Origin of the sequence: Bradyrhizobium manausense (assembly GCF_018130615.1) — a bacterium.
GTDB classification, from domain to species: Bacteria; Pseudomonadota; Alphaproteobacteria; order Rhizobiales; family Xanthobacteraceae; genus Bradyrhizobium; species Bradyrhizobium manausense_A.
This window is the reverse complement of record NZ_JAFCKB010000001.1, coordinates 195728-221573: the sequence shown is the minus strand read 5'-3', so window position 1 is coordinate 221573 and position 25846 is coordinate 195728. Positions and strand designations below refer to the sequence as shown.

Genomic DNA, 25846 nt, shown 5'->3' with positions numbered 1-25846 from the left:
GTCGTTGCCGGTGCGATCGAATAGGTGTGCTTAGAGCGCGTCGCTGTCGGTTTCGCCGGTGCGAATGCGCAGCGCATGGTCGATCGGCGTGACGAAGATCTTGCCGTCGCCGATTTGCCCGGTGCGGGCGGTCGCGGTGATCACGGCGACCGCCTTGTCGGCGACGTCGGAGGCGACCGCGATCTCGATTCGCAGCTTCGGCAGGAAATTCACGACATATTCCGCGCCGCGATAGATCTCGGTGTGACCCTTCTGGCGACCATAGCCCTTCACCTCGGTCACCGTCATGCCGTGGACGCCGATCGCCGTCAGGGCCTGACGGACCTCATCGAGCTTGAAGGGTTTGATGATCGCGACGACGAGTTTCATGGTCAGGCCTATTCCCCGGGATGCGCCGCGCCGCATGTCCCCGGCGCTGCGTCAATCTGGCATCTTTCCGGGCAAATGGCACAAAAAACTTGCACATTGAAGCGGAAAAACGTTTGGCCAAGGACGGTCGTGTGAACGGCCGCCTCTGTACAGGGCAACCGTTCATCCTTCACAATGCATTTTCGGCATGGATGCGGTGAACCCGCGGCTGCCGAGCGGTACATAAGTATTTTGGGGGACGCTTCATGGCGAGTTGGTTCTACGCATCCGAGGGCAAGCAGCAGGGGCCCTTTCCGGAAGGACAATTCCGCGATCTCGTCGCCCAGGGCGTGGTTCGCCCCGATACGCTGGTGTGGACCGAGGGCATGGCCGGTTGGCAGAAGGCCGCCGAGATTCCCGGGCTGATCGGCGGCAGCGGGGCGCCCCCGATCATTCCGGCTGGTGGTCCGCCGATGATGGGTGGCGGTAGCTACACGGGTGGCGGCAGCACTGCCGGCGGATCGCTGTCGGTCGATTTCGGCATCGTCGACTTCGCGTGGCGCACGTTCGCGTTGGTGATCGGCTCGTGTTTCATCATCCCGATTCCGTGGCTGTTCGTCTGGTACACGCAATGGATCGTGTCCTGCGTGAAGGTTCCGGGAAGACCGAACCTGTCCTTCACCGGCAATGCCATGACGATCGTGCCCTGGTTCTTCGGCTTCATCGTTCTGGCAATTGTGATCGGCTACATCGGCAGCCAGATCTTGAGCACCGCATTCTACATCATCCAGATCGTCTTCTACTGGATGCTGCTCAAATGGATGATCGCGAACATCGCCTCGAATGGGCAGCCGGTCGGCCTCAGCTTCACCGGCTCGGTCTTGGGCTATATCGGTTGGAACCTGTTGTTCGCGATCTCCATGATCACCATCATCGGATGGGCCTGGGTCGCCGCGGCCCAACTGCGCTGGACCTATCGCAACATCCAGGGCACGCGTCGGGAGATCGTCTTCAGGGGGACCGGGCTCGGGATTCTCTGGCGCGGCATCGTGGCGGCGATCCTGAGCAGCTTCATCATCCCGATTCCGTGGGTGTATCGCTGGATCATGAACTGGTTCGCATCGCAGACCGAGCTCACGCCGCGCGGTTCGACGGCGGGCATGTAACCTCCGCCGGCGTCGCGTCAGAACGGCGCTACGCGTGCATTGTCAGTTGCGGCGCGATCGTCTCGGCGATCGCGCGCATGTCGCGCGCAAGTGACAGCGAGGTTGCGCGGTCCAGCTGGCTGCCGAGGCCGACGGCTGCGACCGTGTGTGAGATCGTTCCCTTCGCGTTCAGGACCGGAACGGCGACGATCGTCACGCCGGCAATGTAATTGCCGCGATCGATGCTGAAACCCTGCTTGCGCACCTGATCGACTTCCTTGCGCCAGGACTCGAAGCTCGGCGCGTTGTGCCAGCGCAGAAGACGAAAACGTTTCTCGATCTCCTTTTCCGGCTGGCCGCTGAAGGCGGCGACGCAACGGCCCGTCGCGCTGATCAACGCTGGAAAGCGGCTTCCGATGTCGACATGAAGCCGCACCGGCGCCTGGCTGCGCGCCAGCGCGACGACGATCATGCTGTCGAGGTCCGGCACCTCGACGCCGATCGCCGTGACACCGTAGCGAGCTGAAATCTCCTCGAGCTTCGGCCGCATCAGGCTGGGAAAATCCGCATTCTCGAGCACGGCGCGCGCCAGCGGCAGCATGCCGACGCCGAGACTGTAGCGTTTGGTCTGCGGATCGACCTGCACAAGATCCTCCGCCAGCAGCGCGCGCACGATGTGCAATGCGGTGCTCGGCACCAGCTTGAGCGTGTCCGCAATCGTCTTCAGACTTTGCGGTGCTGGACTGCGGCTGAGCAGCCGGAGGATGGCGACGGCGCGCGTGACCGCGGGCACGGCACGGACGCGGGGTGATTTGGCATTCGGCATGGTCGTATCGGTACAACAGCGGCCCGGGTGCAACAACAGCATCTCGTCGCGCCGGAGCCGGTCCGGTTTTGATCTCACGCCGCGCTGCGTGCGCGACGAGATTCGGTCGCAACTCGGCAATGAATTGTATATATACAATTAACGGTGCTATTTGACAATTAGCGCGTCGTCGGTATTTTGCCGATCATGACCAAGCTGACCGACTACACGAGCTACGCCGCCGCACAGACGATCTTCTCCCCGGAGAAGCTCTGGGAGTTGTTCGACGGCAATCGCGCGCAGCTGAACATCGCGCATGAGTGCATCGACCGGCACGCCGGTCGCTCCAACCCGGCCGTGATCGTCGTCCGTGCGGATGGGCCGGACGAGGTGCTGAGCTTCGCCGAGCTTGCGGACGCGTCCTCGCGCTTCGCGCATGATCTGGTGAGCCGCGGGATCAAGGCCGGTGATCGCGTCGCGATCATGCTCGAACCCTCGCGCGCCTTCTACGTGGCGCTGTTCGGCACCATGAAGGCCGGCGCCATCGCGGTGCCGCTGTTCACGCTGTTCGGACCCGACGGCGTCAAGCTGCGCGTCGACGATTGCAAGCCGCGGCTGATCGTGACGAACGCGGAGAAGGCGCGGCTTCTCGCGGGGATCGGCACCGAGGTCGTGGTTGCCGACGATGCCTTCCTCAACGACCTGCGACGCTTCGCGCCGCACTTCATGCCGGATACGGCGGCCGATGCGATGGCGCTGTTTCAATATACGTCCGGCACCACGCGCGAATTGCCCGAAGCCGTCAAGCACACGCATCGCGCCATCGTCACGCTGATGGTGGCAGCGCTGTACGGCACCGGCCTGCGCCCGGGCGATCGCTTCATCTGCCCATCGTCGCCGGCCTGGGGGCATGGGCTCTGGCACGGCACGCTGGCGCCGCTGGCCCTCGGCATCACCATCGGCGCCTATGCCGGCAAGTTCAATCCGGAGCGGCTGCTGGCTGCGCTCGAGCAGCATCGGTTCACCAATATCTCGGCAGCTGCCACGCATTACCGCATGATGCGGAATTCCGGCGCCGCGCCACGCTACCGCTACGTGCTGGAGAAAATGTCGTTCACCGGCGAGCCGATCGACAGCGAGACCGCAGCCTTCATCAGCGACACTTTCGGTCATCAGGTCTGCAGCATGTACGGCACCACCGAGATCGGTGTGATCCTGGTGAGCTATCCCGGCGCGCGCGATTTCGCCGTCAAGCCGGGCTCGCTGGGCAAGCCGATCCCCGGCGGACGCGTCGAGGTGCAGGATGCCGAGGGCCGGCCCTGTGAGCCCGGCGTGACCGGCGAGCTGAAAGTTTGGCGCCGCGGCGAGTGGATCGCGACCAAGGACCTCGGGCGCATCGACGAGGACGGCTACTTCTATCACGGCGGCCGGGCCGACGACGTCATCATCTCCGCCGGCTGGACCATGAGCGCGGTCGAGATCGAGGATGCGATCCTGAAGCATCCGCAGGTGCGCGAGGCAGCGGCCATCGGCGTCCCCGATCCGCTCCGCGGCCAGGTCGTGAAGGCCTTTGTGGTCACCGACCGGCCGGGCGATGCGTCCTTCGAGCACGAGATCCAGGACGTCGTGCGCCAGCGTCTCAGCCATCACGAATATCCTCGTCTCGTCAGCTTCGTCACGGAGCTGCCGAAGACGCCGGCCGGCAAGGTCAATCGCAAGATCCTGCGAGACCGCGAGCAGGCCGCAAGACAATCCGAAGCGACGAATTAGAAGAGAGGAAACGTCACATGCTGGACAAGGCCGAAACCCGGTTTCCGAAGATCACCGAAGAGGGTCTCGACGATCTGCGCAAGCGCATCGGCGTCGCCATCGGCGTGACCGCGGAGCCCTGGTGCTACGAGGCGACGCGCGACAATATTCGTCACTACGCGCACGGCATCGGCGACGACAATCCCTTGTGGTGCGATCCCGAATACGCGGCCAAGACCAATTATGGCGGCATCGTCGCCCTGCCGAGCTTCCTGTTCTCGACCAGCCGTATCGTGTCCGGCTATGTCGGCGGGATGCCGGGAGTCCACGCCATGTGGTCGGGCGCGGACTGGACCTGGCACAAGGCCGTGAGGCGCAACGACGTCATCTCGACCGAAGCCAAGCTGAAGGACCTCGTCGAGCACCAGACCCGCTTCGCCGGCCGCGCCATCCAGCAGACCTACCACGTCGACTTCTTCAACCAGCAGGGCGACCTCGTCGCCGAAGCCGATAGCTGGTGCTTCCGCACCGAGCGCGACCATGCGCGCGACCAGGGCACCAAGTACCGGGAGGTCAAGGCCCGCGCGCCGCGCCGCTACAGCGAGGAAGAGCTGGCGGCGGCCTACAAGCACTATGCCGAGGAGCGCATTCAGGGTTCGCGCAAGCGCCACTGGCAGGACGTCACCGAGGGCGAGGCGCTGCCGGTGATGCTGAAGGGACCGATGACGGTCACCGGCTTCATCGCCTATGCGCAAGGATGGGGCGGTCTCTACATTCGCGCCAACAAGCTCGCCTGGAAGCTGCAGGACGCTCATCGCGGCCTCGGCATCCCGAATCGTTTTGGCATCCCCGACTGTCCCGAACGCGTACATTGGGAAGAGGAATTCGCGCTCGAGGTCGGTGCGCCCGGCGCCTATGATTACGGTCCGGAGCGCTGCTCCTGGCTCACGCATCACCTCACCAACTGGATGGGTGATGACGGTTTCCTGCGGCGCGCCAGCTGCAAGATCCGCCGGCATAATCCCGAGGGCGACATCCTGTTCATCAAGGGCATGGTGAAACGCAAATTCGTCGAGGGCGGGCGTCATCTCGTCGAGATCGAGCAGGAAGCCCACAACCAGGACAACGAAGTCTCCGTTCTCGGCACCGGCATCGTGGAGCTGCCGAGCCGCAGCTGACAGCAACCAACAGGGCGAATGAGCATGCCCGCACCTGATCTCACGCGCGGCGCGGTCACCGGCCTCAAGGTCGTCGATCTCTCGCGCGTGCTGGCGGGGCCGCTATGCACGCAGATGCTGGCCGATCATGGCGCCGACGTCGTCAAGATCGAGCCGCCATCGGGGGATGAGACGCGCGGCCTCGGGCCGCCCTTCGATGCGGCGGGACAGGCGGCGTATTTCGGCGCCGTCAATCGCGGCAAGCGCGGCATGGCGCTCGACCTGTCGCGCGCCGAAGGGCGCGCGGTGCTCGAAGCCCTGCTGGAGGGCGCCGACGTGCTGGTGGAGAATTTCCTGCCCGGCACGATGGAGCGCTGGGGGCTCGGCTACGAGACCCATCTGTCTGCGCGCTTCCCGCGCCTGATCTACTGCGCCATCTCCGGCTTTGGCGCCGACGGGCCGCTCGGCGGACTGCCCGGCTATGACGCGGTGCTGCAGGCCATGTGCGGCCTGATGAGCATCAACGGATCGCACGATTCAGGCGCCACGCGCGTCGGCGTCCCCATCGTCGACTATGTCACCGGCTACAATGCGCTCACCGGCGTCTTGCTGGCGCTTGCGGCGCGCGAACGGAGCGGGCGAGGGCAGCGCGTCGAGGCGACGCTGTTCGACACCGCGCTCGGCCTCTTGGTGCCGCACGCCGCGAACTGGATCTGCTCGGGCAACGTGCCCGGCCGGCTCGGCAGCGCCCATCCGAACATCGCGCCTTACGACAAGTTCACGGCAGCCGACGGCGAGATTTTTCTCGGCATCCTCAATGACGGCCAGTTCCGCCGCTTCTGCCAGAAGGTGGGACGCGGCGACCTGCTGGATGATCCGCGCTTCCGGACCAACGCCGATCGGCTTCGCCACGTCGCCGCGCTTCGTACCGAACTGGAGCGGACATTGGCGGGCTTCAAGTCGGACGCGCTTTGCCGCGACCTGATGCAGGCCGGCGTTCCCGCAGGCGCCGTCAACACCGTGCCGCAGGCATTCGCACAGGCCCATGCCGCCCACCGCGACATGCTGGTCGAAAGCGAAGGTCATCGCGCGCCCGGCATTCCCGTGAAGCTCGCAGAGACGCCCGGCAACACCGGCCGCCGCCCGCCGCGCTTCGGCGAGCATGCCCGCGAAATTCTGGCCGAGGCCGGCCTCGACGACACGACGATCGACCGCCTGATCGATGCAGGCATCGTCACGCTGCAACGGAAGGACCCCACGCAACGATAAGAAGACGACCACGACAACAATCAAAATAACGAGAACGAGAGGAAACAAGCATGCTGAAATCCGCGAGATGGGCCGTGGGATTGCTGGCCCTGCTATGGAGTTGCGCGAGCCTTGCGCAAACCTATCCGACGAGACCCGTCAAGATCATCGTTCCCTATCAGGCGGGCCAGGGCACGGACGTCGTCGCCAGATACCTGGCCGACCAGCTGTCGCGCACGCTGGGCCAACGCTTCTATGTCGAGAACAAGCCCGGGGCGGGCGGCAATATCGGTGCCGAGCAGGCCGCGCATTCGGAGCCCGACGGCTACACCCTGTTGATGGGCACCAACGCCACCCAGACCATGAACGAGTTCATGTATCCCGCGATGGGTTTCGCGCCGGACAAGGATTTTGCCCCGATCATCCTGGTCGGCAAGCTGCCGCTGGTGATCACGGCCAGTCCGTCTTTCGCCGGAAACAATGTGGTCGATCTGATCGCCGCCGCCAGGGCGAAGCCTGACAGGATCGACATCGCGCTGCCGAGCACGACGGCGCGTGTCATCTTCGAGTTTCTCAAGGAGGTGACGGGCGCGCCGATGTTCGGCGTTCCCTATAAGGGATCGGCGACGGCGATGACAGACGTGCTCGGCGGGCAGGTGCCGCTGATCATCGATACGGTCACTGCGGTGCGCACCCAGATCGACGACGGCAAGCTGAAAGCGCTCGGCATCACCGTGCTGAAGCCGAGCGAGCTTCTGCCCGGCGTGAAGCCTGTCGCCGAGCAGGGCGTGCCTGATTTCGAAATGGCCGGATGGAATGCCTTCTACGCCCCGCGCGGCACGCCACAGGCCATTATCGAGCTTCTGAACGGCGAGTTCGCCAAGGCGCTGGCACTGCCCGAGACCAAGAAGCGGTTGCACGAGCTGGGACTCGATCCGGCCGGCGGAACGCCGGCGGACCTCGCCAAATTCGAGACGCGCGAGCGGCTCAAATGGGGGCCGGTGATCAAGGCGACGGGCCTGCAGGGCGGCTGACGCCGCTGAGGCTCTCTGCTTGAGCATGATCGTCCGAGAACCGGCGTCCCGGGATCAGGCCTTGCGCTCGCGCACCGAGCCTTCCTGCGCAACGGACGCCACCAGCGTGCCGTCGGGCTTGAAGATCAGGCCGCGCGACAGGCCGCGGCCGTCGCGCGCGTTTGGCGAATCCTGGGCGTAGAGCAGCCATTCGTCGGCACGGAACGGGCGGTGAAACCACATCGCATGATCGAGGCTCGCGGGCATCATGCGCTTGTCGAACAGCGTGCGGCCGTAGCGCGCCATGATCGCATCGAGCAGCGAGAAGTCCGACGCATAAGCGAGCGCGCAGAGATGCAGCGCGGGATCATCGGGCAGCTTTGCGGCCGTGCGAATCCAGATATGGATGCGGCCATCGTCAACCTTCTGACCGAAATAGCGGCCGATCTCGACGGGACGCAATTCGATCGGACGATCCATCTCATAGTAGCGGCGGATGAACTCCGGCATTTCCTTGAAGATCGGCTGCTTCGCCACCTCCTCCGCGGTCAGCTTCTCCGGCGGAGGCACGTCAGGCATCTTGTCCTGGTGATCGAAGGCGCTTTCCTCCCCGGTGTGGAACGAGACCATGATCGAGAAGATCGCATTGCCGTGCTGGATCGCGGTGACGCGGCGGGTCGAATAGCTCTTGCCGTCGCGCAGGCGCTCGACCTGGTAGATGATCGGAACCTGCGGGTCGCCCGGCAGGATGAAATAGCAATGCAGCGAATGCGGCAGCCGGCCCTCGACGGTCCGGCAGGCCGCGACCATCGCCTGCCCGATCACCTGGCCCCCGAACACCCGCTGCCAGTCCGTCTTCGGGCTGTTGCCCCGGAACAGGTTCACCTCGAGCTGTTCGAGGTCGAGGATCGAAATGAGGTCGAACAGGCTTTTGGACATGATGGTGCTTTCTGGTGCCTTGTCATTCCGGGGCGCACGCAGTGCGAGCCCGGAATCTCGAGCTGATAACCTCTGGATTCCGGGCTTGCGACTTGGTCGCGCCCCGGAATGACACAGTTGGGCCGTTCCGCCCTTGTTTCACCGCACTGTTTCGCCCACCTCAAGTCTGCTAGCAAGACCCGTGAATTGGCCGGGAATTTTGGCAGGAAAGTCTGGGTATGTCCGTACAGGGTCACATTGTCATTGGCGGCGGCGCGTTTGCGGGCCTGGCGCTCGCGCTGGCGCTGCGTCAGGGGCTCGGTCCCGAGATTCCCGTCATCGTCGCCGACCCCGCGCTGGCCACACGGCCGAGCCGCGATCCCCGCGCAACCGCGATCGTTGCGGCCTGCCGCCGCCTGTTCGAGGCGCTCGGTGCCTGGGACGATGTCCGCGCCGAGGCGCAGCCGATCCTCGACATGGTCGTCACCGATTCCAAGCTCGAGGACGCCACCCGTCCGACGTTTTTGAATTTCGCCGGTGACGTCGCACCCGGTGAGCCCTTTGCGCATATGGTCGAGAACCGCCGCCTGATCGATGCGCTGGTCGTCCGCGCTGAAGCTGAAGGCATCGATCTGCGCGCCACCACCGTGTCGTCTTACGACGCGCGCGCCGAGGGGATCGACGTGACGCTCGGCGATGGCAGCGTCATCGCTGCGAGCCTGTTGGTCGCAGCTGACGGTGCGAAGTCAAAGCTGCGCGAGCGCGCCGGCATCGCCACTCACGGCTGGGAATATGATCAGTCCGGCATCGTCGTCACCGTCGGCCACGAGCGCGATCACGAGGGCCGTGCCGAAGAGCACTTCTTGCCCGCGGGGCCGTTCGCGATCCTGCCGCTCTCGGGAAAGCGCTCCTCGCTGGTGTGGACCGAGCGCCGCGCGGAGGCCGCGCGCATCATTGCGCTCAGCGACGAGGAGTTTCACGGCGAGCTGGAACAGCGCTTCGGCCTGCATCTCGGCGAGGTGAAGGCGCTCGACAAGCCGCGCGCGTTTCCGCTGTCGTATTTCGTGGCGCGCTCCTTCGTCGCCGAGCGCCTCGCGCTGGTCGGCGATTCCGCCCATGTCATTCACCCAATCGCGGGGCAAGGCCTCAACATGGGTCTGAAGGATGTTGCCGCATTGGCGGAAGTCGTGGTCGATGCCGCGCGGCTCGGCATGGATCTCGGCGGGGCCGACGTGCTCGAGCGCTACCAGCGCTGGCGCCGCTTCGACACCATGGCGATGGGCGTTGCCACCAACTCGCTGAATTTCCTGTTCTCGAACCAGTCGACGCTGCTGCGCACGGTGCGCGATATCGGCCTCGGCATCGTCGACCGCACCCCGCCGTTGAAGAACCTCTTCATCCGCCAGGCGGCGGGTTTGACTGGCGAGATCCCGCGGCTGCTGAAGGGCGAGGCGCTGTAGGAAAAGGCGCCGCTGCAAACTCCGCTCGTCGTCCCGGACAAGCGCGCCTTAGCGCGCGCCGATCCGGGACCCATACGCCGCAGCGACAGTGTTACGAAGACTCGGAGTTTTCAGCGTGCCCCAAAACCACTCCCTGTGGTTATGGATCCCGCCTTCGCGGGGATGACACCGAGAATGTGGCGCCGCCGTTACGCCACACCGACCCTCAATCGATCTTCCGCGCCTCTTCCGGCAGCATGATCGGAATGCCGTCGCGGATCGGATAGGCGAGCTTGGCGCTGCGCGAGATCAGCTCCTGCTTGGTGGAATCGAATTCCAGCGGGCCCTTGGTCAGCGGGCAGACCAGGATCTCCAGCAATTTTGGATCGACGCTGGTTTCGGGGCGTTCGGTGGGCGCGTTCATCATGGTCTCCGGCGATCGGCTGCCTGTAGCACAGAAAATCAAGCTCGCCCATTGCGGCGGCCAGGGTGATTTAGGCGGAAATCATTCGCTGGATCTCGTCGAGCAGGCCCTTAAGGCGCGCCGCCGGCACCGGCGCGCCTGAGAGTGCGAAGCCGAGGAACGTCCAGTACAGGATCTGGGCGCGCGCCTGCGCGCTTGTCGCGGAGAATCCGCGTCGTTCCAGCAGCGTTTCGATATAATCGAGCCTGCGGCGATCGATGGCGCGGACGGCCGCCTGCGCGGCCGGATCGAACGCCGCCCAGTTGCGCACCGCGCGCTCCAGATCGAGCCGGGCTCCAAAGGTCCTGCGCAGCAGCGCCTTCAGCGGTTCGCCGCCCTCGGCCTCGACACCGGCGATGATCTCTTCGGCCGCGATCTCGCGCCAGCGTTTCAGCACGGCCGCGTGGAACGCACCGAGATCGGCGAAATGCCAGTAAAAGCTGCCGCGGGAGACGCCCATCGCCTTTGCCAATGGATCGGCCTTCAGCGCGGTGAAGCCGCTTCTGGTGAGCGCCTTGAGGCCCTGTTTGATCCAGTCGTCGGCGGAGAGCTGTTCGGTCATGTCGGGTTCCGAAATCCGACCATACACTAGTGTATTGACAGGCGGCTGGCCAGCGCCTATCTCACCATACACAGATGTATGGAGGCCTTGATGCGTGATCTCTTGCTCCAGTGCGCCGGCGTCGGGGCCATCATCGTGGCGCTGATCCATGGCATTCTCGGCGAGACCAAGGTCTTTGCCCGCGCCACCATCGAGCCGGAACGGCTCCGCACCCTGATCCGCGTGGTCTGGCAGGCCTCGACCGTGGCCTGGATCGGCTGCGGCGTGCTGCTGGTCGCGACGCCCTGGATGGGCTCGGTGTCGGCGCGCCACTGGATCGTCATCACCATGGTCTGCGTGTTCGGCTTCTCCGCCTGCGCCAACGCATGGGCGACGCGTGGCCGGCATTTTGGCTGGATGGCGCTCAGCGTGGTCGTGGTGATGGCGGCGGCCGGCTACTGAGGACGACCGCGCAATCAAGCGGAGCGGTGTCATGGAAGATCGTGTTCGACTGACCGTTGCCGACGGCGTGGCCCATGTCCGGCTCAATCGTCCGGACAGGATGAACGCACTCGACCCCGCGATGTTCGAGGCACTTATCGGAGCCGGCACGCAGCTTGGCGCGCGCAAGGATGTCCGCGCCGTCATTCTCTCCGGCGAAGGCCGGGCATTCTGCGCGGGCCTCGATCTGGACCGGCTTATGGCGACGACGCGGGGCGATCCGCTGATTCCGTCAGTCGACCTGACGCGCCGAAGCCACGGCATGGCAAACTATGCGCAGCATCTGGTCTGGCTTTGGCGCGAGCTTCCCGTCCCCGTCATTGCCGCGGTCCACGGCGTCGCCTTCGGCGGTGGTCTCCAGCTGGCGCTCGGCGCGGACCTTCGTTATCTGGCGCCGGCGACACGGCTCGCCGTCATCGAAGCCAAATGGGGACTGGTGCCCGATATGGCGGGCACGCAATTGATGCGCCACCTTGCGCGCGAGGATGTCGTGCGCGAGCTCACCTATACCGGCCGCGTGTTTTCGGCCGACGACGCACTGGCCTATGGTTTCGCGACAAGCCTCGCCGACGATCCGCTGGCTGCGGCGTCGAAAGTCGCGCACGAGATCGCAAGCCGCAGCCCGGATGCCGTCCGCGCCGCCAAGCGTCTTCTCAATCTCGCCGCGACCTCGGATGTCGCCACCGGTCTCGCCGCCGAGACGGCCGAGCAAGCCGCGCTGCTCGGCGCCGCCAATCACATCGAAGCGGTCAGGAGCAATCTCGAGAATCGCGCACCGCGATGGAGCCAGGCATGGCGTTGACACTCGTTACCGGCGGTACCGGCCATCTCGGCCGGGATATCGTCGATCGCCTCGTCCGCAACGGGCATCGCGTCCGCCTGTTTGCCCGCTCGAAAGGCGTACGGCCCGACGTCGATTGGGCCGTTGGCGATCTCGCCACGGGCGCTGGGTTGCGGGACGCGTTGCGCGATGTCGACACCGTCATCAACGCGGCGACCTATTCGCCAATCGCGCGGCGAGGAGGTGTTCGGCCCGTCGATTTCTTCAAGTCTCCTTCCGCCGTGGATGTCGAGGGAACGGAGCGATTGTTGTCCTTGTGCCGGGAGCAGTCGGTCCAGCACTTCCTGCACGTGTCGATCGTCGGGCTCGACGATGCCACGCTGCCTTATGCCAGAGTCAAGCTCGCCGGTGAGCGCTTGGTTCGCAGCTCCGCGCTGTCCTGGTCTGTCGTTCGCGCGATGCCGTTCTACTATCTGCTCGACAAGATGCTCGCAGGAATAGCCTGGCTTCCGGTGTGGCCGATGCCGACCACGCCATTCAATCCCGTCGACACGACGGACGTCGCCGATCACGTCGTCGCCTGCGCCTTCGATGGGACACGCGGCGTCCGCGCGGAGATTGGCGGTCCCGAAGACGTCAGTGTCGCTACGCTTGCCGGCCGGTATCGGGATGCGCGAGGATTGCATCGAAAAATCCTGCCGATATCCATGTCCGAGACGAAAGCGCGTGGAATGGGCTTTGTCGTCAGTCGGGGTGTGCGGGGGCGGGTTGCCTGGGCAGATTGGCTGCAACGCCGTTATCCCGGCACGCGCCATGCGGCCTGACGCCTTTCGTCAGGTCCCGAATCCTCCCGTGAGGCTTAAGGCCGCAGCAAGCTGCCAAGCCCGCGTTGCATGCGGAGCGCGCTGATGTTTTGGCGACGATTAGAATATATCTAACGCTGCACTGACCCCAACCCGGTTGACTTCACCTCCTCCTTTGCTTCCTTCGGGCGCGCTTCGCGCACACGACAGAGGAGGAGACATTCGTGAGAGTCATTCGTGTTCTTGCCATCGCACTGACGGTCGGGATTGGCATGGGGTCGGCGGCAATGGCCGACGGTTTCAAGAATTGCACCAAGCTCGACAAGGCGTCGTGGAAGCCGGCGGGCGATGCTGAAGCCAAGGCCAAGGCAGCGGGCTATGAAGTGCGGCGTTCCAAGATCGAAGGCTCGTGCTATGAGGTCTATGGCGTCAAGGAAGGCAAGCTCTACGAGCTGTTCTACAGCCCGGAAGATCTCAGCCTGAAGCACACGATCGCCAAGTAGTTTTTGAGGACAGCTCCGGCTTGATCGACAAAGCGGTGCAAGACGCGCGCGGGGTGTCCGATCGGACCCCCGCAGATCGGACGGTCGCGGTCTGGGACCTTCCGCTGCGAATCTGGCACTGGGCGCTCGCGGCATGCGTCCTGGCCGCGTGGTTCACGCCTACCGTCTACGACAGGCTTCACCGCATCGTCGGCTATGCGGTCATCGGGCTTTTGATCTTTCGCCTGGTCTGGGGAATTTGGGGCAGCCGCTATTCGCGCTTTCGCATGATCGGCGTCAGGCTTCGCGCCGCGCCGCTCTATCTCTGGAATCTGCGCCGCGGCATCACCGGCCGCTATATCGGGCTCAATCCCGCCGGCACCTTGATGCTGGTGGCGCTGCTGTTGTCGCTCGCCGTCTCGGCAATCACGGGCGCGCTGTCGGTGACCGTCACCTTCTTCGGCGTCTGGTGGATCGAGGACACCCACGCTTACGCATCGGACGCCGTCATCGTCCTGGTCGTGCTGCATGTCGCGGGCGTGGTGGGGATGGGCATGCTTCAGCGCGAAAACCTGATCCGCGCCATGATCACCGGACGTAAGCGCATTCGCCGCCATTGAGTTGGAGGATCGAAGCCGCGGGCTCGCTGATCCGCGCAGTGTCACGGGATTCGCGCCCTTCTTACCCGTACAACTACTGCCAATTGGCGTCATTTGCCGAGCAACGTTTACCGCGCGGTAGGCATGCAACTGGGCGTTGCAGAAAATTAACGCGGAGCAAGTGCGGTCGGATCAATTCTCCATAGGATTGACGAGGGAGCGATATTGCATGTTCCGCGTTTTTTCCTGCCTGACGGCCGAGCACGATTGGCGGCTCGTTGTGCTCGCTGGCTTGGTTTGCTTCGCTGCAAGCATCGTTGCCGTCAGCATCTTCCATCGCGCGGTCGTGTCGCGCGCCCGGACGCGGCTGATCTGGATCGCGATCGCCGGTGCCGCCATCGGCTACGGAATCTGGGCAACGCATTTTGTCGCAATGCTCGCCTACGAGCCCGGCGTCTCGATCGGTTACGGCCTCGTTCTGACAGCGCTGTCGCTCGCCGCGGCGATGATCCTGACGTCAGGCGGCTTCGGCGTTGCCGTCAACAATTCCGGCCGCTGGCGTGCGGCTGCCGGTGGCGGCATCATCGGCGTCGGCATCGCAAGCATGCACTATATCGGCATGTGGGCCCTCGAAGTGCCGGGTCATGTCACCTGGTCGCCGGGGCTGGTGCTCGTCTCGATCGGCCTCGGCATGGTCCTCGGCTATGCGGCGCTCGCGGTCGCCATGGCGCGCACGGACAAGCGGGGGACCTTCGCCGCGGCGCTGCTGCTGACGCTCGCCATCGTGTCGCATCATTTCACGGCCATGGGAGCCGTGCAGATCGTTCCAGATCCGACGCTGGAAAACGATACATTGTCGCTTTCGCCGGGCTTCCTTGCCGCTGCAATTGCGGGTGTGGCCCTGTCGGTTCTCGGGATGAGCTTCGTCGGCGTCCTGGCGGATCGTCGCCTTGCGACCAAAACCAGGAGATTCGAGGAAATCATCAGCGAACTTTCGCGCGCCAGGCAACAGGTGGAAGATTCGCAACAGGAAATCCAGGATCAGAAGCTCAGGCTGGATACGGCCATCAACAATATGGTCGAGGCGTTGTGCATGTTCGATGCGGAGAAGCGGCTTGTCGTCTGCAATGAGCGTTATGCCCGCCTCTATCGATTGCCGCCGGAGCTTCTGAAAACGGGGACCTCGCACGCCGACATCATCAGGCATCGCGTCGTGACCGGCGTCCTCAAGAGCGACACCAGCGAGGGCGCCGCCGCGCAATTCCTCTCGAAATTGGCCGCGCTGCCGTTCGATGCAGTCTCGAGCAGAATCGACGAGTTCGCGGATGGGCGGTTGATCTGCGTGACGCGACAGCCGATGGCCGGCGGCGGGTGGGTGGCCACGCATCTCGATGTTACCGAGCAGCGCAGGTCGGAGGCCAAGATTGCTCATATGGCGCAACACGATGCGCTGACCGATTTGCCGAACCGCGTGCTGCTCAAAGAGCGGATCGAGCATGCCATTGCGATCACACGTAATGGCGGCCTCGATCTGGCGGTGCTTATGCTCGATCTCGATCGCTTCAAGGAAGTTAACGACACGCTGGGACACCCGGCGGGCGATGCCCTGTTGCGCGCCGTCGCTGCGCGTTTGCGCGATTGCACTACGGAGACCGCGTTGATCGCCCGGCTTGGCGGCGACGAGTTCGCCGTGATCGACTACGTCACCAACCCGGCCGTGGAGGCTGCCACCCTCGCCGAGAACATCAGAAAGGCGCTTTGCGAACCCTTCGATCTCGGCGATCACCGGGTCACGGTGGGCACCAGCATCGGCATCGCCATCGCGCCGCGCGATGGCGAGGATTCCGACGTGCTCATGAAGAGCGCGGATCTCGCGCTCTACTCTGCCAAGAGTGGTGGACGCGGCGCCTTCCGTTTCTTCGAGCCGGAGCTCGACGAACTCATGCATGCGCGGCGCAACATGGAGCGCGACATGCGGGATGCAATTTCCAGCTGTGACTTCGAGCTCCATTACCAACCATTGGTCAACACCGCGACCGGCGAGATCCGCGGCTTCGAATCCCTGCTACGTTGGCATCATCCGGAGCGAGGCCTGGTCATGCCCGGCGAATTCATTCCGCTTGCTGAAGAGACCGGGTTGATCGTGCCTCTCGGAGAATGGGTCTTGAGGACCGCATGTAGCGAAGCCGCCAAATGGCCTGCCCATCTCGGGATTGCGATCAACCTGTCTCCCGCCCAATTCAGGAGCAAGGAGCTTGTCGCTGTCATCGTCAGCGCACTGGCGAGTTCGGGCGTCGCACCGCATAGGCTCGAGCTCGAGGTCACCGAGACGGTGATCATGCACGACAGCGAAGCCGTATTCGCCGCACTGGGTCAACTGCGCGAGCTCGGAGTGCGGATCGCGCTCGACGATTTCGGGACCGGCTATTCATCGCTGAGCATTCTGCAGAGATTCCCATTCGACAAAATCAAGATCGACCGCAGCTTCGTCAACGAACTGTCCAGCGCAAGCTCGGACGCGCATCATCTCGCGCGAGCGGTCGTTCGTTTCGCGGTCAGCCTCGGCAAGGCGACGACCGCCGAAGGCGTCGAAACGAAGGAGCAGCTCGATATCCTCCGTGAGGAGGGTTGTGCCGAAACGCAGGGCTACTATTTCGCCCGGCCGATGCCTGCATCCGGCATCGCGAAATTGCTGAGGCGAAGTGCCAAGCGAGGTGACAAGGTAGCCGTCCGCGCGGCCTGAACCTCGCACTCCTACTGCAACGGCGGATCGCCCGAGGTGCGTTTCTTGGCGAGGTCCATCTCGGTCACCGCGATCAGGATCTCGGCGCGGGTCTTCAGATCAGGCGCTTCCAGCATCGCCTGCTTCTCGGCCGGGCCATAGGGCGACATCATCGCCAACGCGTTGACGAGCGCCTCGTTGGGCGCGCTCTCGACGCCCTCCCAGTCGACCTTGAGATTGTTGGCCTTCAGGAAATCCGCCAGCGCCACCAGCAGCGCCTCGCGGTTGACCTGGTCTTCGCCCATGCGCGCGGTGAAATCATCCATGAAGGCGAAGAAATCGACCTTGCACTGCCGGTAGGCCGTCAGCACCTCGAGCTCCTCGACCACCCTGAAGCGCGCAACTCCGGTGAGCTCGAGGATGTAGCGGCCGTCGCCGGACTCGGCGAGCTGGGTGATGCGGCCGACGCAGCCGACGCGGAACAGCACCGGCTTGTCGGAATTCTTCGGCGAGTGCGCCACGTCAGGCTGGATCATGCCGATCAGGCGATGACCGTCGCGGAAGCAATCGTCGACCATCGCCAGATAGCGCGGCTCGAAGATGTTGAGCGGCATCTGGCCGCGCGGCAACAGCAGCGCGCCCGGCAGCGGAAACACCGGAATGATCTCCGGGAGGTCGGCGGGCCCGCGATATTCGATGTTGATCGGCATCTGGTCCCCGCGGCGATTTCCGGCCTATCCTTACGAAAACAGGATCGTCGACAAGCGCTTTCGACCCTCGACGGTGGCATCGTCCGCGCCGCCCCAGGCTTCGAAGAACTGCACCAGCTGCTTGCGGGCGCCGTCGTCGTTCCATTTGCGGTCGCGCTTGACGATCGCGAGCAGCTGCTCGGTCGCGGCCGCCCGGTCGCCCTTCGCGTTCAGCGCGGTGGCGAGGTCGAAACGCGCCTGATGATCGAGCGGGTTTGCGGCGACTTTCTGTTCGAGCTCGGCGACGGGCCCGAGCTGCTCCGCCTGCTCGGCGAGATCGATCGCGGTCTGCACGGCCTTCACGGCCGGGTCGTTGCGCTTGGATTCCGGCACCATGGCCAGCGTCTGCTTGGCCTGCTCCATCGCACCCGAGATGGCGTAGCATTTTGCAAGGCCGGCAAGCGCTGCGATGTTGGTCGCGTCGTGCTGCAGCACCTCGGCATAGATCTGCGCGGCCGCGGCGGCGTCGCCCTCGGCGAGCACGGCCTCGGCCTCTTGCAGGATCTCGGCGATGTTGGGCTCGCCCGGTGCCGTCACGCCCTTGGTGAGCTTCTCGATGAAGGCGTTGAGCTGGCTCTCCGGCACCGCGCCCATGAAGCCATCGGCCGGCTGGCCGTTGACGAAGGCGATCACGGCCGGGATCGACTGGATCCCCATCTGGCCCGGGATCGCCGGATGCTGGTCGATGTTCATCTTGACCAGCTTGACCTTACCCTTGGCCGCCTTGACCGCCTTTTCAAGGATGGGCGTAAGCTGCTTGCAGGGCCCGCACCACTCCGCCCAGAAGTCGATCAGCACCGGCTGGCGCTTCGATTCCTCGATGACGTCCTTCACGAAGGTCTGGGTGGTGGTGTCCTTGATCAGATCGGCCGCAGCCGGGCCCGCTCCGTTACCCTGGTCGATGATCGTCACGGGATACCCTCGTCTCATGTCCTGGAATGGCGGGTCTTTAGCACGTCGCCATCACATATGCCTCGTTGTCGGCGCTAAAATTGGGCCGGGACGGCCGAATTTCAATCCATCGGGGCCGATTCGGCAGCCGGGAGCCGTTTTTGGTCGATTTGGCCGCATTCGGGGTCCATATGGGGTCTCAAGAACCGAATCTATGCTGCCGGTAGCTGTTGCATTCCCTTCCCGCTTTTGGCATACGACAGCCGTTGCCGGCGCGTCACGCGACCGACACAGGATGCGGGTGTAGCTCAGTGGTAGAGCACGACCTTGCCAAGGTCGGGGTCGAGGGTTCGAGCCCCTTCGCCCGCTCCAATTTTTCCCAGAGCATCCAGCCGCGAGTGGACCCCCGCTAGTTCAGCGGGCTGTGGGAAAGCGCAAGCCGCAGTTGGGCCTGGGCTGTCTCGTTTGGCGTTTTGCCGTCCGCGCTTTTTCAGCCCGTAACAAAACGTCCAGCACCGGTCCGCTCCCCACCCTTGATTCAGATGGATGTTTTCGTTGTCCATTTCGGCCTTCCGGAAGGCCCCGCCCCAGTGAACAAGGCGGCAGAAATTTTGAGGGCTTTTCAGGGGCTTACAGGCCCGTGGAGGCTTTTAGAAGCCTGCAACTTAATGGATTTTCAGGCCTCGGCGGACTATATTAGAGGGAGGAGAATCCATGTCCGCCCAACGTTCCGCGACCAAGCCCCATTATACTGCTGGCGTAATCCAGCGGTTGGCGGCCGCCAACAACGTAGCGGTGGTCGTGACCTCGAACGACGTCTTCGCCCATCACGTGACGCGGCTTTCCGGCGATGACGTGCATTTCGATCCTATCGAGAACACCATCGTTGCGCTTCAGCGTGCCGGAATTCTGGACCGGGTCCAGGCCGTGCGCCTTCAGGCGCGCTATCTCCGCGAAAGCCGTCCGTGACGTTTGATCCGTTCGGGGATTTTGCGACGCGTGGCTATTTGCGCAACGTCGCTAAGGCCAAGGATCCCGCGATCGTTCAGCGCCTCCTGCACAATTCGTTCCTGACCGGCATCGATGCGGCCTTGGATCATCTCAAGGCGCGGCCTTCGCTGAGCTACGACGACGTTCTAAAAACGCACAAAACGCTCTTCGAAGGAGTGTTCCCGTGGGCTGGAGAAGATCGGCATACAAACGCGTCCCACATCCACGTGAAGAAGGGCGCTATCTTCTTCGCTCATCCTGACGACATCCGCAAAGCGATCGACTACGCGCTGGAAAAGGGACAAGACAAGGCATTCATGGCGGAGAAGCCCGGCGAAGTGATGGGCTATCTCGCTTATGGCCACCCGTTCCTCGACGGCAATGGTCGCACGATCATGCTGATCCACGCCGAGCTTGCGCGCCGCGCGGGCATTAGGATCGATTGGGCCGCGACGGATAAAGACAAGTACCTCGCCGCTTTGACGGAAGAGCTCGAAGAACCTGGTAAGGGCAAGCTGGATGCTTATCTGAAGCCGTTCATCCGCAAGGGCTCGGAGAAAAACATCGCCGATGCCATCAAGGCCGCGCCGGGGTTGGACGGCGGCAACGCGGACACCGTCGCGGGCAACACAACCGATCCAAAGGTCAAGGCGCAATACGAAGCGCAGGAAGTCAAACGCAGGGGCGGGTAAGGTTCTGCGCTGAAGGACAAGTAATCCAACCTCGGCTTAGTGGGGCGCGTCGCGCGAGTGCGCGAACAGGCTCAATGCGCACCGCGTTGAGCGATCGTCGCGCGTCCTAATCGATAATCGGAGCAGGCTCATGAAACGGAAGGGCCGGAAGGGAAAGAAGCCGAAGAGAAGTCCGACGCTGGCCGTCGTTCGCCCGGCTCCGCCGATCTTTGAGCCAAGGAATTGCCCGTGGCTGGTAACGCTCAAGGCCAACACCAAGGCGTTCGCTGAGCTTTACGACGTGGCGAGAACCTATGCAAAGGAAACCGACCGTTGGTGTGAGGTGCAGCCCGACGAACTTCAATTTCATTTCGCAGACGAGGAAGTCGCGAGCCGCTTCGTGCGGCATTGTCGCGAAAAGAAATTCGAGCCGACCTACCGCGATAAGAGGAAACCGGGAGAGCTGGCAAAGCTGGACACGACGGAAAGAAAAAAGCAGATGCGTGATGACTTCTTGATGGTGAAGACCTTTCCAGAAACACGCACCTATCCGATGCGGCTCGAACTCGCTGGAAATTACTCAGATGACGCCGCTGATTTCTATCACCGTTACCGCGTCACATTCTATTCCGAGGAGGTCGACTATCAAGGGATCAAGAGTAGACGCGCGAAAGCGTATGTTGACTTGAGAATGGCTCTCGAAGCGCTGCTAAAGGCAATGGTTTGTTTGCGCTCCCCTTATGAGCTGGCGGGTAAGCCCCTTGTCAAAGCGATCCGCGCTTACTCTCATGACATCGAAAAAGTGCAAAAAGATGCGTTGAGAGGCATCAAGATAGACGAGAAATACGTGGCTGCGATTTCAAAATGCAACGTCGCGCCTGTCGACCTTCGTTATCAATTCGACGCAATGAACTTCCGCGTACCGAACGACGAAAACTATTACAACACGATTGGCTCTACAGTATGGCTCAAACTAATTGAAGGCTTCGTCCAAGAAGGATTGAAAAGGCTGAAGAAGGCTTTGGGACGTCGATCCAAGATCGTTCCGGGTAGCATCGCCATACTGGAGCTGAAACGTCCTTCCGACTATCCATCGGGTTGACGGCGGTTGAATCTAATGACGACAGGGGGGTGCACCCCTCGGCCCTCAAGGCCCTTCGGCGAGCGGAAAGCGCGAAGGGGCGCTTTCCGGCCTTGACTGCCTCACCCCGCCAAGAGGGCTGTCCATCGGTTTGCTGCGCAAACCCGCTTTCTAAGAAAGCAGGCGGCGGTCATCGGATAAATTCTAGCACACCTCCAGCGGTACCGATAAAGTTGCGGAATCATGGTCAGCCCCGGTCTTCCGCAGGCAGTTGTCGACCCGAAACTGCCGACTGTCGCTATTGTCACTGCCCTCGACGTTGAGACGAAGGCGGTGCTTCGCCATTTTGGCGACAATTGGCGCGGCGAAGATCTAGACGGGACATATATCTATCGAACGACGTTCGAGGGCTGGGATATTGTGATGGTCGAGGCTGGCGCTGGAAATGCCAGTACCGCATCTCTTGCCAGCAAGGTTATGGGTCATTACAGCCCTGCGGTCGCGCTATTCGTCGGCGTCGGCGGAGGCGTCAAGGACGTGGAGCTTGGCGACGTCGTGGTCGCATCTCGCGTCGTCGGCTATGAGTCCGGCAAGGACACCGCGAAAGGTTTTCTGCCTCGCACCGATTTAAGCCGCAGTGCACACAGGCTTGAACAATATGCACGGGTATTGAACAAGCGGAACGAATGGCACAAGCGCTTAGACCCAGCGATTGAGAGAACAGCACTTCCCAGCCTGAAGGTGGGACCGGTCGCTGCTGGCGAGAAAGTTGTTGCATCGCAGCGCTCGGAGACCGCGAAGTTCCTCAAAAAGCAATACAGCGACGTGATTGCGGTCGAGATGGAGGGACGGGGCTTCCTTGAGGCCGCGCACGTGAACACTGTTCTTGCGACCGTCATTCGCGGCATTTCTGACAAGCTAAGCGGCAAATCGGTCTCGGACAAAGCAGGCTGGCAGTTGCGCGCCGCCGACGCCGCGAGCGCCGCCGCGTTCGAATTGCTCAAACAGCTTCATGCCGTGCCGCAGGCCGGACCGCGCGCCAGTCCCGCAATGCCCGCCACCTCCGCCACGGGCGCGACCCCTCCAGCTGCCTTTGATGGTGGAAAGCCGACCAGCACCCCGGCCACTTCCAAATTCCTAGAGACGAAGGCAACGTTAAACGCGGCAAGTTTCTTCAACGAGGGCGAAGTTCTCGCCCGCGTCGGTGTACCCGATGTCGATGAGGTGCTGTTCAGCTTTCAAGAATTGCCGGACGGGTTCGTGCGGGTGATTCCGGCCAAAGCGCGGGCTAAACCGCTGCCGTTCGCCGAGCTGTTAGAAAAGGCAGCTTACGCGCCCCTACTCAAAACGAGGCAGTATGGGGCGCTAACGTCATTGAATAGCCGGGGAGCCCTTGCCTACGACCCCGGCGGAGCCCGCCAAGGTGGTCCTGCCCCCCTTGCGTGGGGAACTCAACTCTTTCCGAATGGCGAGCTTTGGCTGGCAAGCAATACGGTCGTTATCCGCGACCGTGGAGGGCGTCCAAATTGGGTGCCGATTCCATTCATTCCTGCGTTATTGACGGAGCAGGTATTCCACCAAAAGGCACATGCTGCCGTCGAGTTCGCGGCGAGTCAGCTTGGCCTCTCGTTCCCGTGTGAACTTGAACTCGGCATTTTAGGGGTGACCGACGCCAAATTGGCCGTCGATACGGACGACATCCGGGGGCCTATTCGAGTGGATCAGGTAACGGTCCGGCGGCCTTTGAGCGCGGGAGATCGCGACGAGATCAACGGCGTCCTGCTAGAATTTTTCAACGCGCTCTATGACGCAACCGGCTATGCGCGGGCCGAGAATCTATTCCATTTTCCGCCCGAGCCTCCGCATCAGTGACGGGCACTTTTGCGCGGAAACTCGGCCAACAAAACGTCTAACATTACGTCCAACAAATTCGGGATTGGCGCTACATTCTGTAGTCCGCGTTTGGCTTAAACTATTGCAAAGTCTATGGAAATGGCGTACGTTCATCTCTGTCCTGAGCGCTTCGCCCGCTCCATTTTTCCCAGAGCATCGAGCCAAATCAGGTCGGGCCGTGGTTTTCTACGCCACTGACGGCTGGTTTGGGTCTTACATGACAATTCTGGTCACGGGCAGCGCCGGCCACCTTGGGGAGGCCATCATCCGGACGCTCCGGCGCCGCGGCTCCCCTGTGCGCGGGATCGATCTGAAGGCCTCGCCTTTCACCGACGCCGTCGGCTCGATTGTCGATCCCGATTTCGTGCGGCGCCAGATGGACGGCGTCACCGCCGTGATCCACACCGCCACGCTGCACAAGCCGCATGTGGCGACCCACAGCAAGCAGGCCTTCGTCGACACCAACGTCACCGGCACGCTCAACCTGCTCGAGGCGGCTGACGCCGCCGGCGTGAAGAGTTTTGTGTTCACCAGCACCACCAGCGCGTTCGGCTCGCAGCTCCGCCCTGAGGCCGGACAGGCGGCGGTCTGGGTGACCGAGGACTTGCCGCCGATCCCCAAGAACATCTATGGCACCACGAAACTGATGGCGGAAAATCTGTGCGAGCTGTTTTTTCGCGAGAGGGGCTTGCCTGTCGTGATCTTGCGGACCTCGCGGTTCTTTCCGGAGGAGGACGACGATCCCGCAACGCGGTCGGCGTACCCGCTGGACAACGCGCAAGCCAACGAGCTGCTCTATCGACGGCTGGATGTCGCCGATGCGGTCAGCGCGCATCTGCTTGGCGTCGCGCATGCGCCTGAGATCGGCTTCGGCCGCTACATCGTCTCGGCGACGAGCCCGTTCGGGCAACACCACCTAGCGGCGCTCGCGCGCGACGCGGCCGGTGTCGTGCGCGAGCTCTATCCGGATTGTGCGCAGCTCTATGCGGCGCGCGGCTGGCGGCTCTTCCCCGAGATCGACCGCGTCTATGTCAACGATCGCGCGCGGCGCGAGCTGGGTTGGCACCCCGAATTCGATTTCGCCCATGTGTTGAGCAGTCTCCGCGAGAGCACCGATTTTCGCAGCCACCTGGCGCGCGAGGTGGGAGCGAAGGGTTATCACGACACGCGATTTGACGAGGGGCCTTACCCCGTCGCCTAATAGTCGCCGCTTTTGTCAATTCGCACGATGAATCAGACGTGTGGCTGGTGTCGCCGCGCATCGTCAGGCCTTTGCCGTTCTACTGTGCATGGGGTTGTTTTCGCGGTTTCGTGTTGGTCAATCCCTTCCGCTGCTCGCAAATGAGGCGCGCGTCCTTTCGATTCCGCGTTGCAGCGAGGACGTTGTCGCCGCCGCTTGCGACGATGTGAGAAGATCAGTCTCAATTTTTACTGAGCGCAACTGCCGCGCATGCGGCGCGCTTTTCACCGCTCGCAGATGTGCTAACCTTTTCGCGTCTGCCTTTCGACAGACTCCGAACTTCGCCTACTCAAACAGCAAAACAAAGAATGCGCAGCCCTCACGGCTGCCTTAGGGGAGTGACGCGATGAAATCGATGATCCATCGGTCCGTGTTGGCGCTTGCAGCCGTGGCCCTTCTTGCCGGGACCAGCGTTGTCAATGCGCAGGACAAAAGCAAACCGCTGAAGAAATACGAATCCGGCACCAAGGAATTCTGGACCCATCCGCCGGACGACTGGTTCCTCGGCGACGAGACCGAGGCGCAGAAGGGCCTCGCGCCGCCCTCGGGTCCGCCGACCGGCGCCTCCGACTCCGAGCTCGCCAACATCGTCAAGAAGGTGAAGCTGCCCGCGGGCTTCAAGATGGAGGTCTATGCCTCCGGCGTGCTGGCCGCGCGGCAGATGGCCTGGGGTGACAAGGGTACGTTGTTCGTCGGCTCGTTCGGCCTCGGCAACGTCTATGCCATCAAGGACAATGGCGGGAAGAAAGAGGTCAAGACCATCCTCAAGGGGCTGAACATGCCCACGGGTCTGGCCGTCAAGGATGGCGCGCTCTACGTCATCGCGGTCGACAAGCTGATCCGCTACGACGACATCGAAAATAAGCTCGACAATCCCGGCGAGGGCAAGGTCGTCTATGACGACATGCCGTCTTATGCCGCGCATGGCTGGAAGTACATCGCCGTCGACAAGGACGGCTGGTTCTACATTCCGTTCGGACCGCCCTTCAACGTCGGCATTCCCCCGACCAGCGTCTCGCAGATCCGGCGCGTCGATCCCAAGACCGGCAACGCCGAAATTTACGCGCTCGGCGTTCGCAACTCGGTCGGCGGCGACGTCGATCCGCGCACCGGCAAGTATTGGTTCACCGAAAACGCCCGCGACTGGGTCAGCGATGATCTGCCCTCAGACAAGCTGAACATGATCGGCAAGATGGGCGAGCATTTCGGCTATCCCTACTGCCATCAGGGCGACCTTCCCGATCCGAAGTTCGCCATGGGCCACAAATGCTCCGAGTTCACACCGCCCGTGCTGAACCTCGGCGCCCACGTCGCTCCGCTCGGCATGAAGTTCTACACCGGCGACCAGTTCCCCGCCGAGTACAAGAACAACATCCTGATCGCCGAGCACGGCTCCTGGAATCGTCACAAGTACCAGGGCGCTCGCATCATGCGCGTGATCGTTGGGCCCGACGGCAAGAATCCCAAGCAGGAGGTGTTCGCCTCCGGCTGGATCGAGGGTGACCAGGGCTATCTCGGCCGCCCCGATGACATCATCCTCGCCAAGGATGGCTCGATCCTCGTCGCCGACGACTGGGCCGGCGCGATCTATCGCATCAGCTACAGCAAGAAGTAGCG

25 protein-coding genes and 1 tRNA gene are annotated in these 25846 nt (G+C 63.0%); 19 read left to right on the top strand and 7 right to left on the bottom strand.

Annotated elements, in window-relative coordinates; genetic code table 11:
• Positions 1-30: 30 nt before the first annotated feature.
• On the bottom strand, positions 31-369 hold the full coding sequence (locus JQ587_RS01065; RefSeq protein WP_008142802.1) for a P-II family nitrogen regulator: 339 nt from the start codon (positions 367-369) through the stop codon (positions 31-33).
• A gap of 245 nt (positions 370-614) precedes the next feature.
• Between JQ587_RS01065 and JQ587_RS01060 the strand changes: the two genes are divergently transcribed.
• Positions 615-1514: a DUF4339 domain-containing protein gene (locus tag JQ587_RS01060; RefSeq protein ID WP_212424162.1), complete on the top strand. Its 900-nt coding sequence runs from the start codon at positions 615-617 to the stop codon at positions 1512-1514.
• A gap of 28 nt (positions 1515-1542) precedes the next feature.
• On the opposite strand, the gene JQ587_RS01055 is transcribed toward JQ587_RS01060, so the two are convergent.
• Positions 1543-2319, bottom strand: a complete 777-nt coding sequence (locus JQ587_RS01055) for an IclR family transcriptional regulator (protein WP_212424161.1) — start codon at positions 2317-2319, stop codon at positions 1543-1545.
• A gap of 186 nt (positions 2320-2505) precedes the next feature.
• Here JQ587_RS01055 and JQ587_RS01050 point away from each other — a divergent pair, with 186 nt between their 5' ends.
• From JQ587_RS01050 to JQ587_RS01035, 4 genes are read left to right on the top strand one after another with little or no spacing between them, the layout of a single operon-like run.
• Complete coding sequence (locus JQ587_RS01050; RefSeq protein ID WP_212424160.1) at positions 2506-4068, top strand: acetate--CoA ligase; 1563 nt, start codon at positions 2506-2508, stop codon at positions 4066-4068.
• A gap of 17 nt (positions 4069-4085) precedes the next feature.
• Positions 4086-5225 (top strand): FAS1-like dehydratase domain-containing protein, encoded by a 1140-nt coding sequence (locus JQ587_RS01045; protein ID WP_212424159.1) that lies wholly within the window; start codon positions 4086-4088, stop codon positions 5223-5225.
• Between the two features lie 24 nt (positions 5226-5249).
• On the top strand, positions 5250-6473 hold the full coding sequence (locus JQ587_RS01040; protein ID WP_212301867.1) for a CaiB/BaiF CoA transferase family protein: 1224 nt from the start codon (positions 5250-5252) through the stop codon (positions 6471-6473).
• Positions 6474-6523: 50 nt separating this feature from the next.
• The gene (locus tag JQ587_RS01035) at positions 6524-7486 is read left to right on the top strand and encodes a Bug family tripartite tricarboxylate transporter substrate binding protein (protein ID WP_212424158.1); all 963 of its coding nucleotides are present in this window, start codon (positions 6524-6526) and stop codon (positions 7484-7486) included.
• A 54-nt stretch (positions 7487-7540) separates the two neighbouring features.
• Here JQ587_RS01035 and tesB read toward each other — a convergent pair whose 3' ends face one another.
• Positions 7541-8404, bottom strand: coding sequence for an acyl-CoA thioesterase II (gene tesB / locus JQ587_RS01030; RefSeq protein WP_212301865.1), 864 nt, complete (start codon positions 8402-8404; stop codon positions 7541-7543).
• 218 nt (positions 8405-8622) lie between these two features.
• Here tesB and JQ587_RS01025 point away from each other — a divergent pair, with 218 nt between their 5' ends.
• On the top strand, positions 8623-9843 hold the full coding sequence (locus JQ587_RS01025) for a ubiquinone biosynthesis hydroxylase (RefSeq protein ID WP_212424157.1): 1221 nt from the start codon (positions 8623-8625) through the stop codon (positions 9841-9843).
• A 205-nt stretch (positions 9844-10048) separates the two neighbouring features.
• On the opposite strand, the gene JQ587_RS01020 is transcribed toward JQ587_RS01025, so the two are convergent.
• Both JQ587_RS01020 and JQ587_RS01015 read right to left on the bottom strand, forming a co-directional pair.
• Entirely contained in the window at positions 10049-10246 is a 198-nt protein-coding gene (locus JQ587_RS01020; protein WP_028174977.1) for a Trm112 family protein, read from the bottom strand.
• Positions 10247-10316: 70 nt separating this feature from the next.
• A complete protein-coding gene (locus JQ587_RS01015) occupies positions 10317-10847 on the bottom strand; it encodes a TetR/AcrR family transcriptional regulator (protein WP_212301863.1) in 531 nt (176 codons plus the stop codon).
• A 90-nt stretch (positions 10848-10937) separates the two neighbouring features.
• On the opposite strand from JQ587_RS01015, the gene JQ587_RS01010 reads away from it, so the two are divergent.
• The 6 genes from JQ587_RS01010 to JQ587_RS00985 all read left to right on the top strand — a co-directional run bounded on the left by JQ587_RS01010 (position 10938) and on the right by JQ587_RS00985 (position 16735).
• Positions 10938-11288, top strand: coding sequence for a hypothetical protein (locus JQ587_RS01010; protein ID WP_212301862.1), 351 nt, complete (start codon positions 10938-10940; stop codon positions 11286-11288).
• 31 nt (positions 11289-11319) lie between these two features.
• Entirely contained in the window at positions 11320-12129 is an 810-nt protein-coding gene (locus JQ587_RS01005) for a crotonase/enoyl-CoA hydratase family protein (RefSeq protein WP_212301861.1), read from the top strand.
• Positions 12120-12932, top strand: a complete 813-nt coding sequence (locus JQ587_RS01000; RefSeq protein ID WP_212301860.1) for an SDR family oxidoreductase — start codon at positions 12120-12122, stop codon at positions 12930-12932. Before JQ587_RS01005 ends, JQ587_RS01000 begins: the two co-directional genes overlap by 10 nt.
• 203 nt (positions 12933-13135) lie before the next feature.
• The gene (locus tag JQ587_RS00995) at positions 13136-13414 is read left to right on the top strand and encodes a PepSY domain-containing protein (protein ID WP_187435015.1); all 279 of its coding nucleotides are present in this window, start codon (positions 13136-13138) and stop codon (positions 13412-13414) included.
• 20 nt (positions 13415-13434) lie between these two features.
• On the top strand, positions 13435-14013 hold the full coding sequence (locus tag JQ587_RS00990) for a cytochrome b/b6 domain-containing protein (protein ID WP_212301859.1): 579 nt from the start codon (positions 13435-13437) through the stop codon (positions 14011-14013).
• A 208-nt stretch (positions 14014-14221) separates the two neighbouring features.
• Positions 14222-16735 (top strand): EAL domain-containing protein, encoded by a 2514-nt coding sequence (locus JQ587_RS00985; RefSeq protein WP_212424156.1) that lies wholly within the window; start codon positions 14222-14224, stop codon positions 16733-16735.
• Positions 16736-16746: 11 nt separating this feature from the next.
• Here JQ587_RS00985 and JQ587_RS00980 read toward each other — a convergent pair whose 3' ends face one another.
• Together JQ587_RS00980 and trxA are read right to left on the bottom strand one after the other, a co-directional pair.
• Positions 16747-17424, bottom strand: coding sequence for an LON peptidase substrate-binding domain-containing protein (locus JQ587_RS00980; RefSeq protein WP_212301857.1), 678 nt, complete (start codon positions 17422-17424; stop codon positions 16747-16749).
• Between the two features lie 30 nt (positions 17425-17454).
• Complete coding sequence (gene trxA / locus JQ587_RS00975; RefSeq protein WP_212301856.1) at positions 17455-18375, bottom strand: thioredoxin; 921 nt, start codon at positions 18373-18375, stop codon at positions 17455-17457.
• A gap of 276 nt (positions 18376-18651) precedes the next feature.
• Between trxA and JQ587_RS00970 the strand changes: the two genes are divergently transcribed.
• The 7 genes from JQ587_RS00970 to JQ587_RS00940 all read left to right on the top strand — a co-directional run bounded on the left by JQ587_RS00970 (position 18652) and on the right by JQ587_RS00940 (position 25844).
• Positions 18652-18726, top strand: a tRNA-Gly gene (locus tag JQ587_RS00970).
• A gap of 342 nt (positions 18727-19068) precedes the next feature.
• On the top strand, positions 19069-19323 hold the full coding sequence (locus JQ587_RS00965) for a hypothetical protein (protein ID WP_212424155.1): 255 nt from the start codon (positions 19069-19071) through the stop codon (positions 19321-19323).
• Entirely contained in the window at positions 19320-20036 is a 717-nt protein-coding gene (locus tag JQ587_RS00960) for a Fic/DOC family protein (RefSeq protein ID WP_212424154.1), read from the top strand. The genes JQ587_RS00965 and JQ587_RS00960 overlap by 4 nt, the downstream gene beginning before the upstream one ends.
• 130 nt (positions 20037-20166) lie before the next feature.
• On the top strand, positions 20167-21117 hold the full coding sequence (locus JQ587_RS00955; RefSeq protein ID WP_212424153.1) for a hypothetical protein: 951 nt from the start codon (positions 20167-20169) through the stop codon (positions 21115-21117).
• 222 nt (positions 21118-21339) lie between these two features.
• A complete protein-coding gene (locus tag JQ587_RS00950) occupies positions 21340-22968 on the top strand; it encodes a 5'-methylthioadenosine/S-adenosylhomocysteine nucleosidase family protein (RefSeq protein WP_212424152.1) in 1629 nt (542 codons plus the stop codon).
• Positions 22969-23206: 238 nt separating this feature from the next.
• Complete coding sequence (locus tag JQ587_RS00945) at positions 23207-24190, top strand: NAD-dependent epimerase/dehydratase family protein (protein WP_212424151.1); 984 nt, start codon at positions 23207-23209, stop codon at positions 24188-24190.
• Positions 24191-24575: 385 nt separating this feature from the next.
• Positions 24576-25844 (top strand): PQQ-dependent sugar dehydrogenase, encoded by a 1269-nt coding sequence (locus JQ587_RS00940; protein ID WP_212424150.1) that lies wholly within the window; start codon positions 24576-24578, stop codon positions 25842-25844.
• Positions 25845-25846 lie beyond the last annotated feature (2 nt).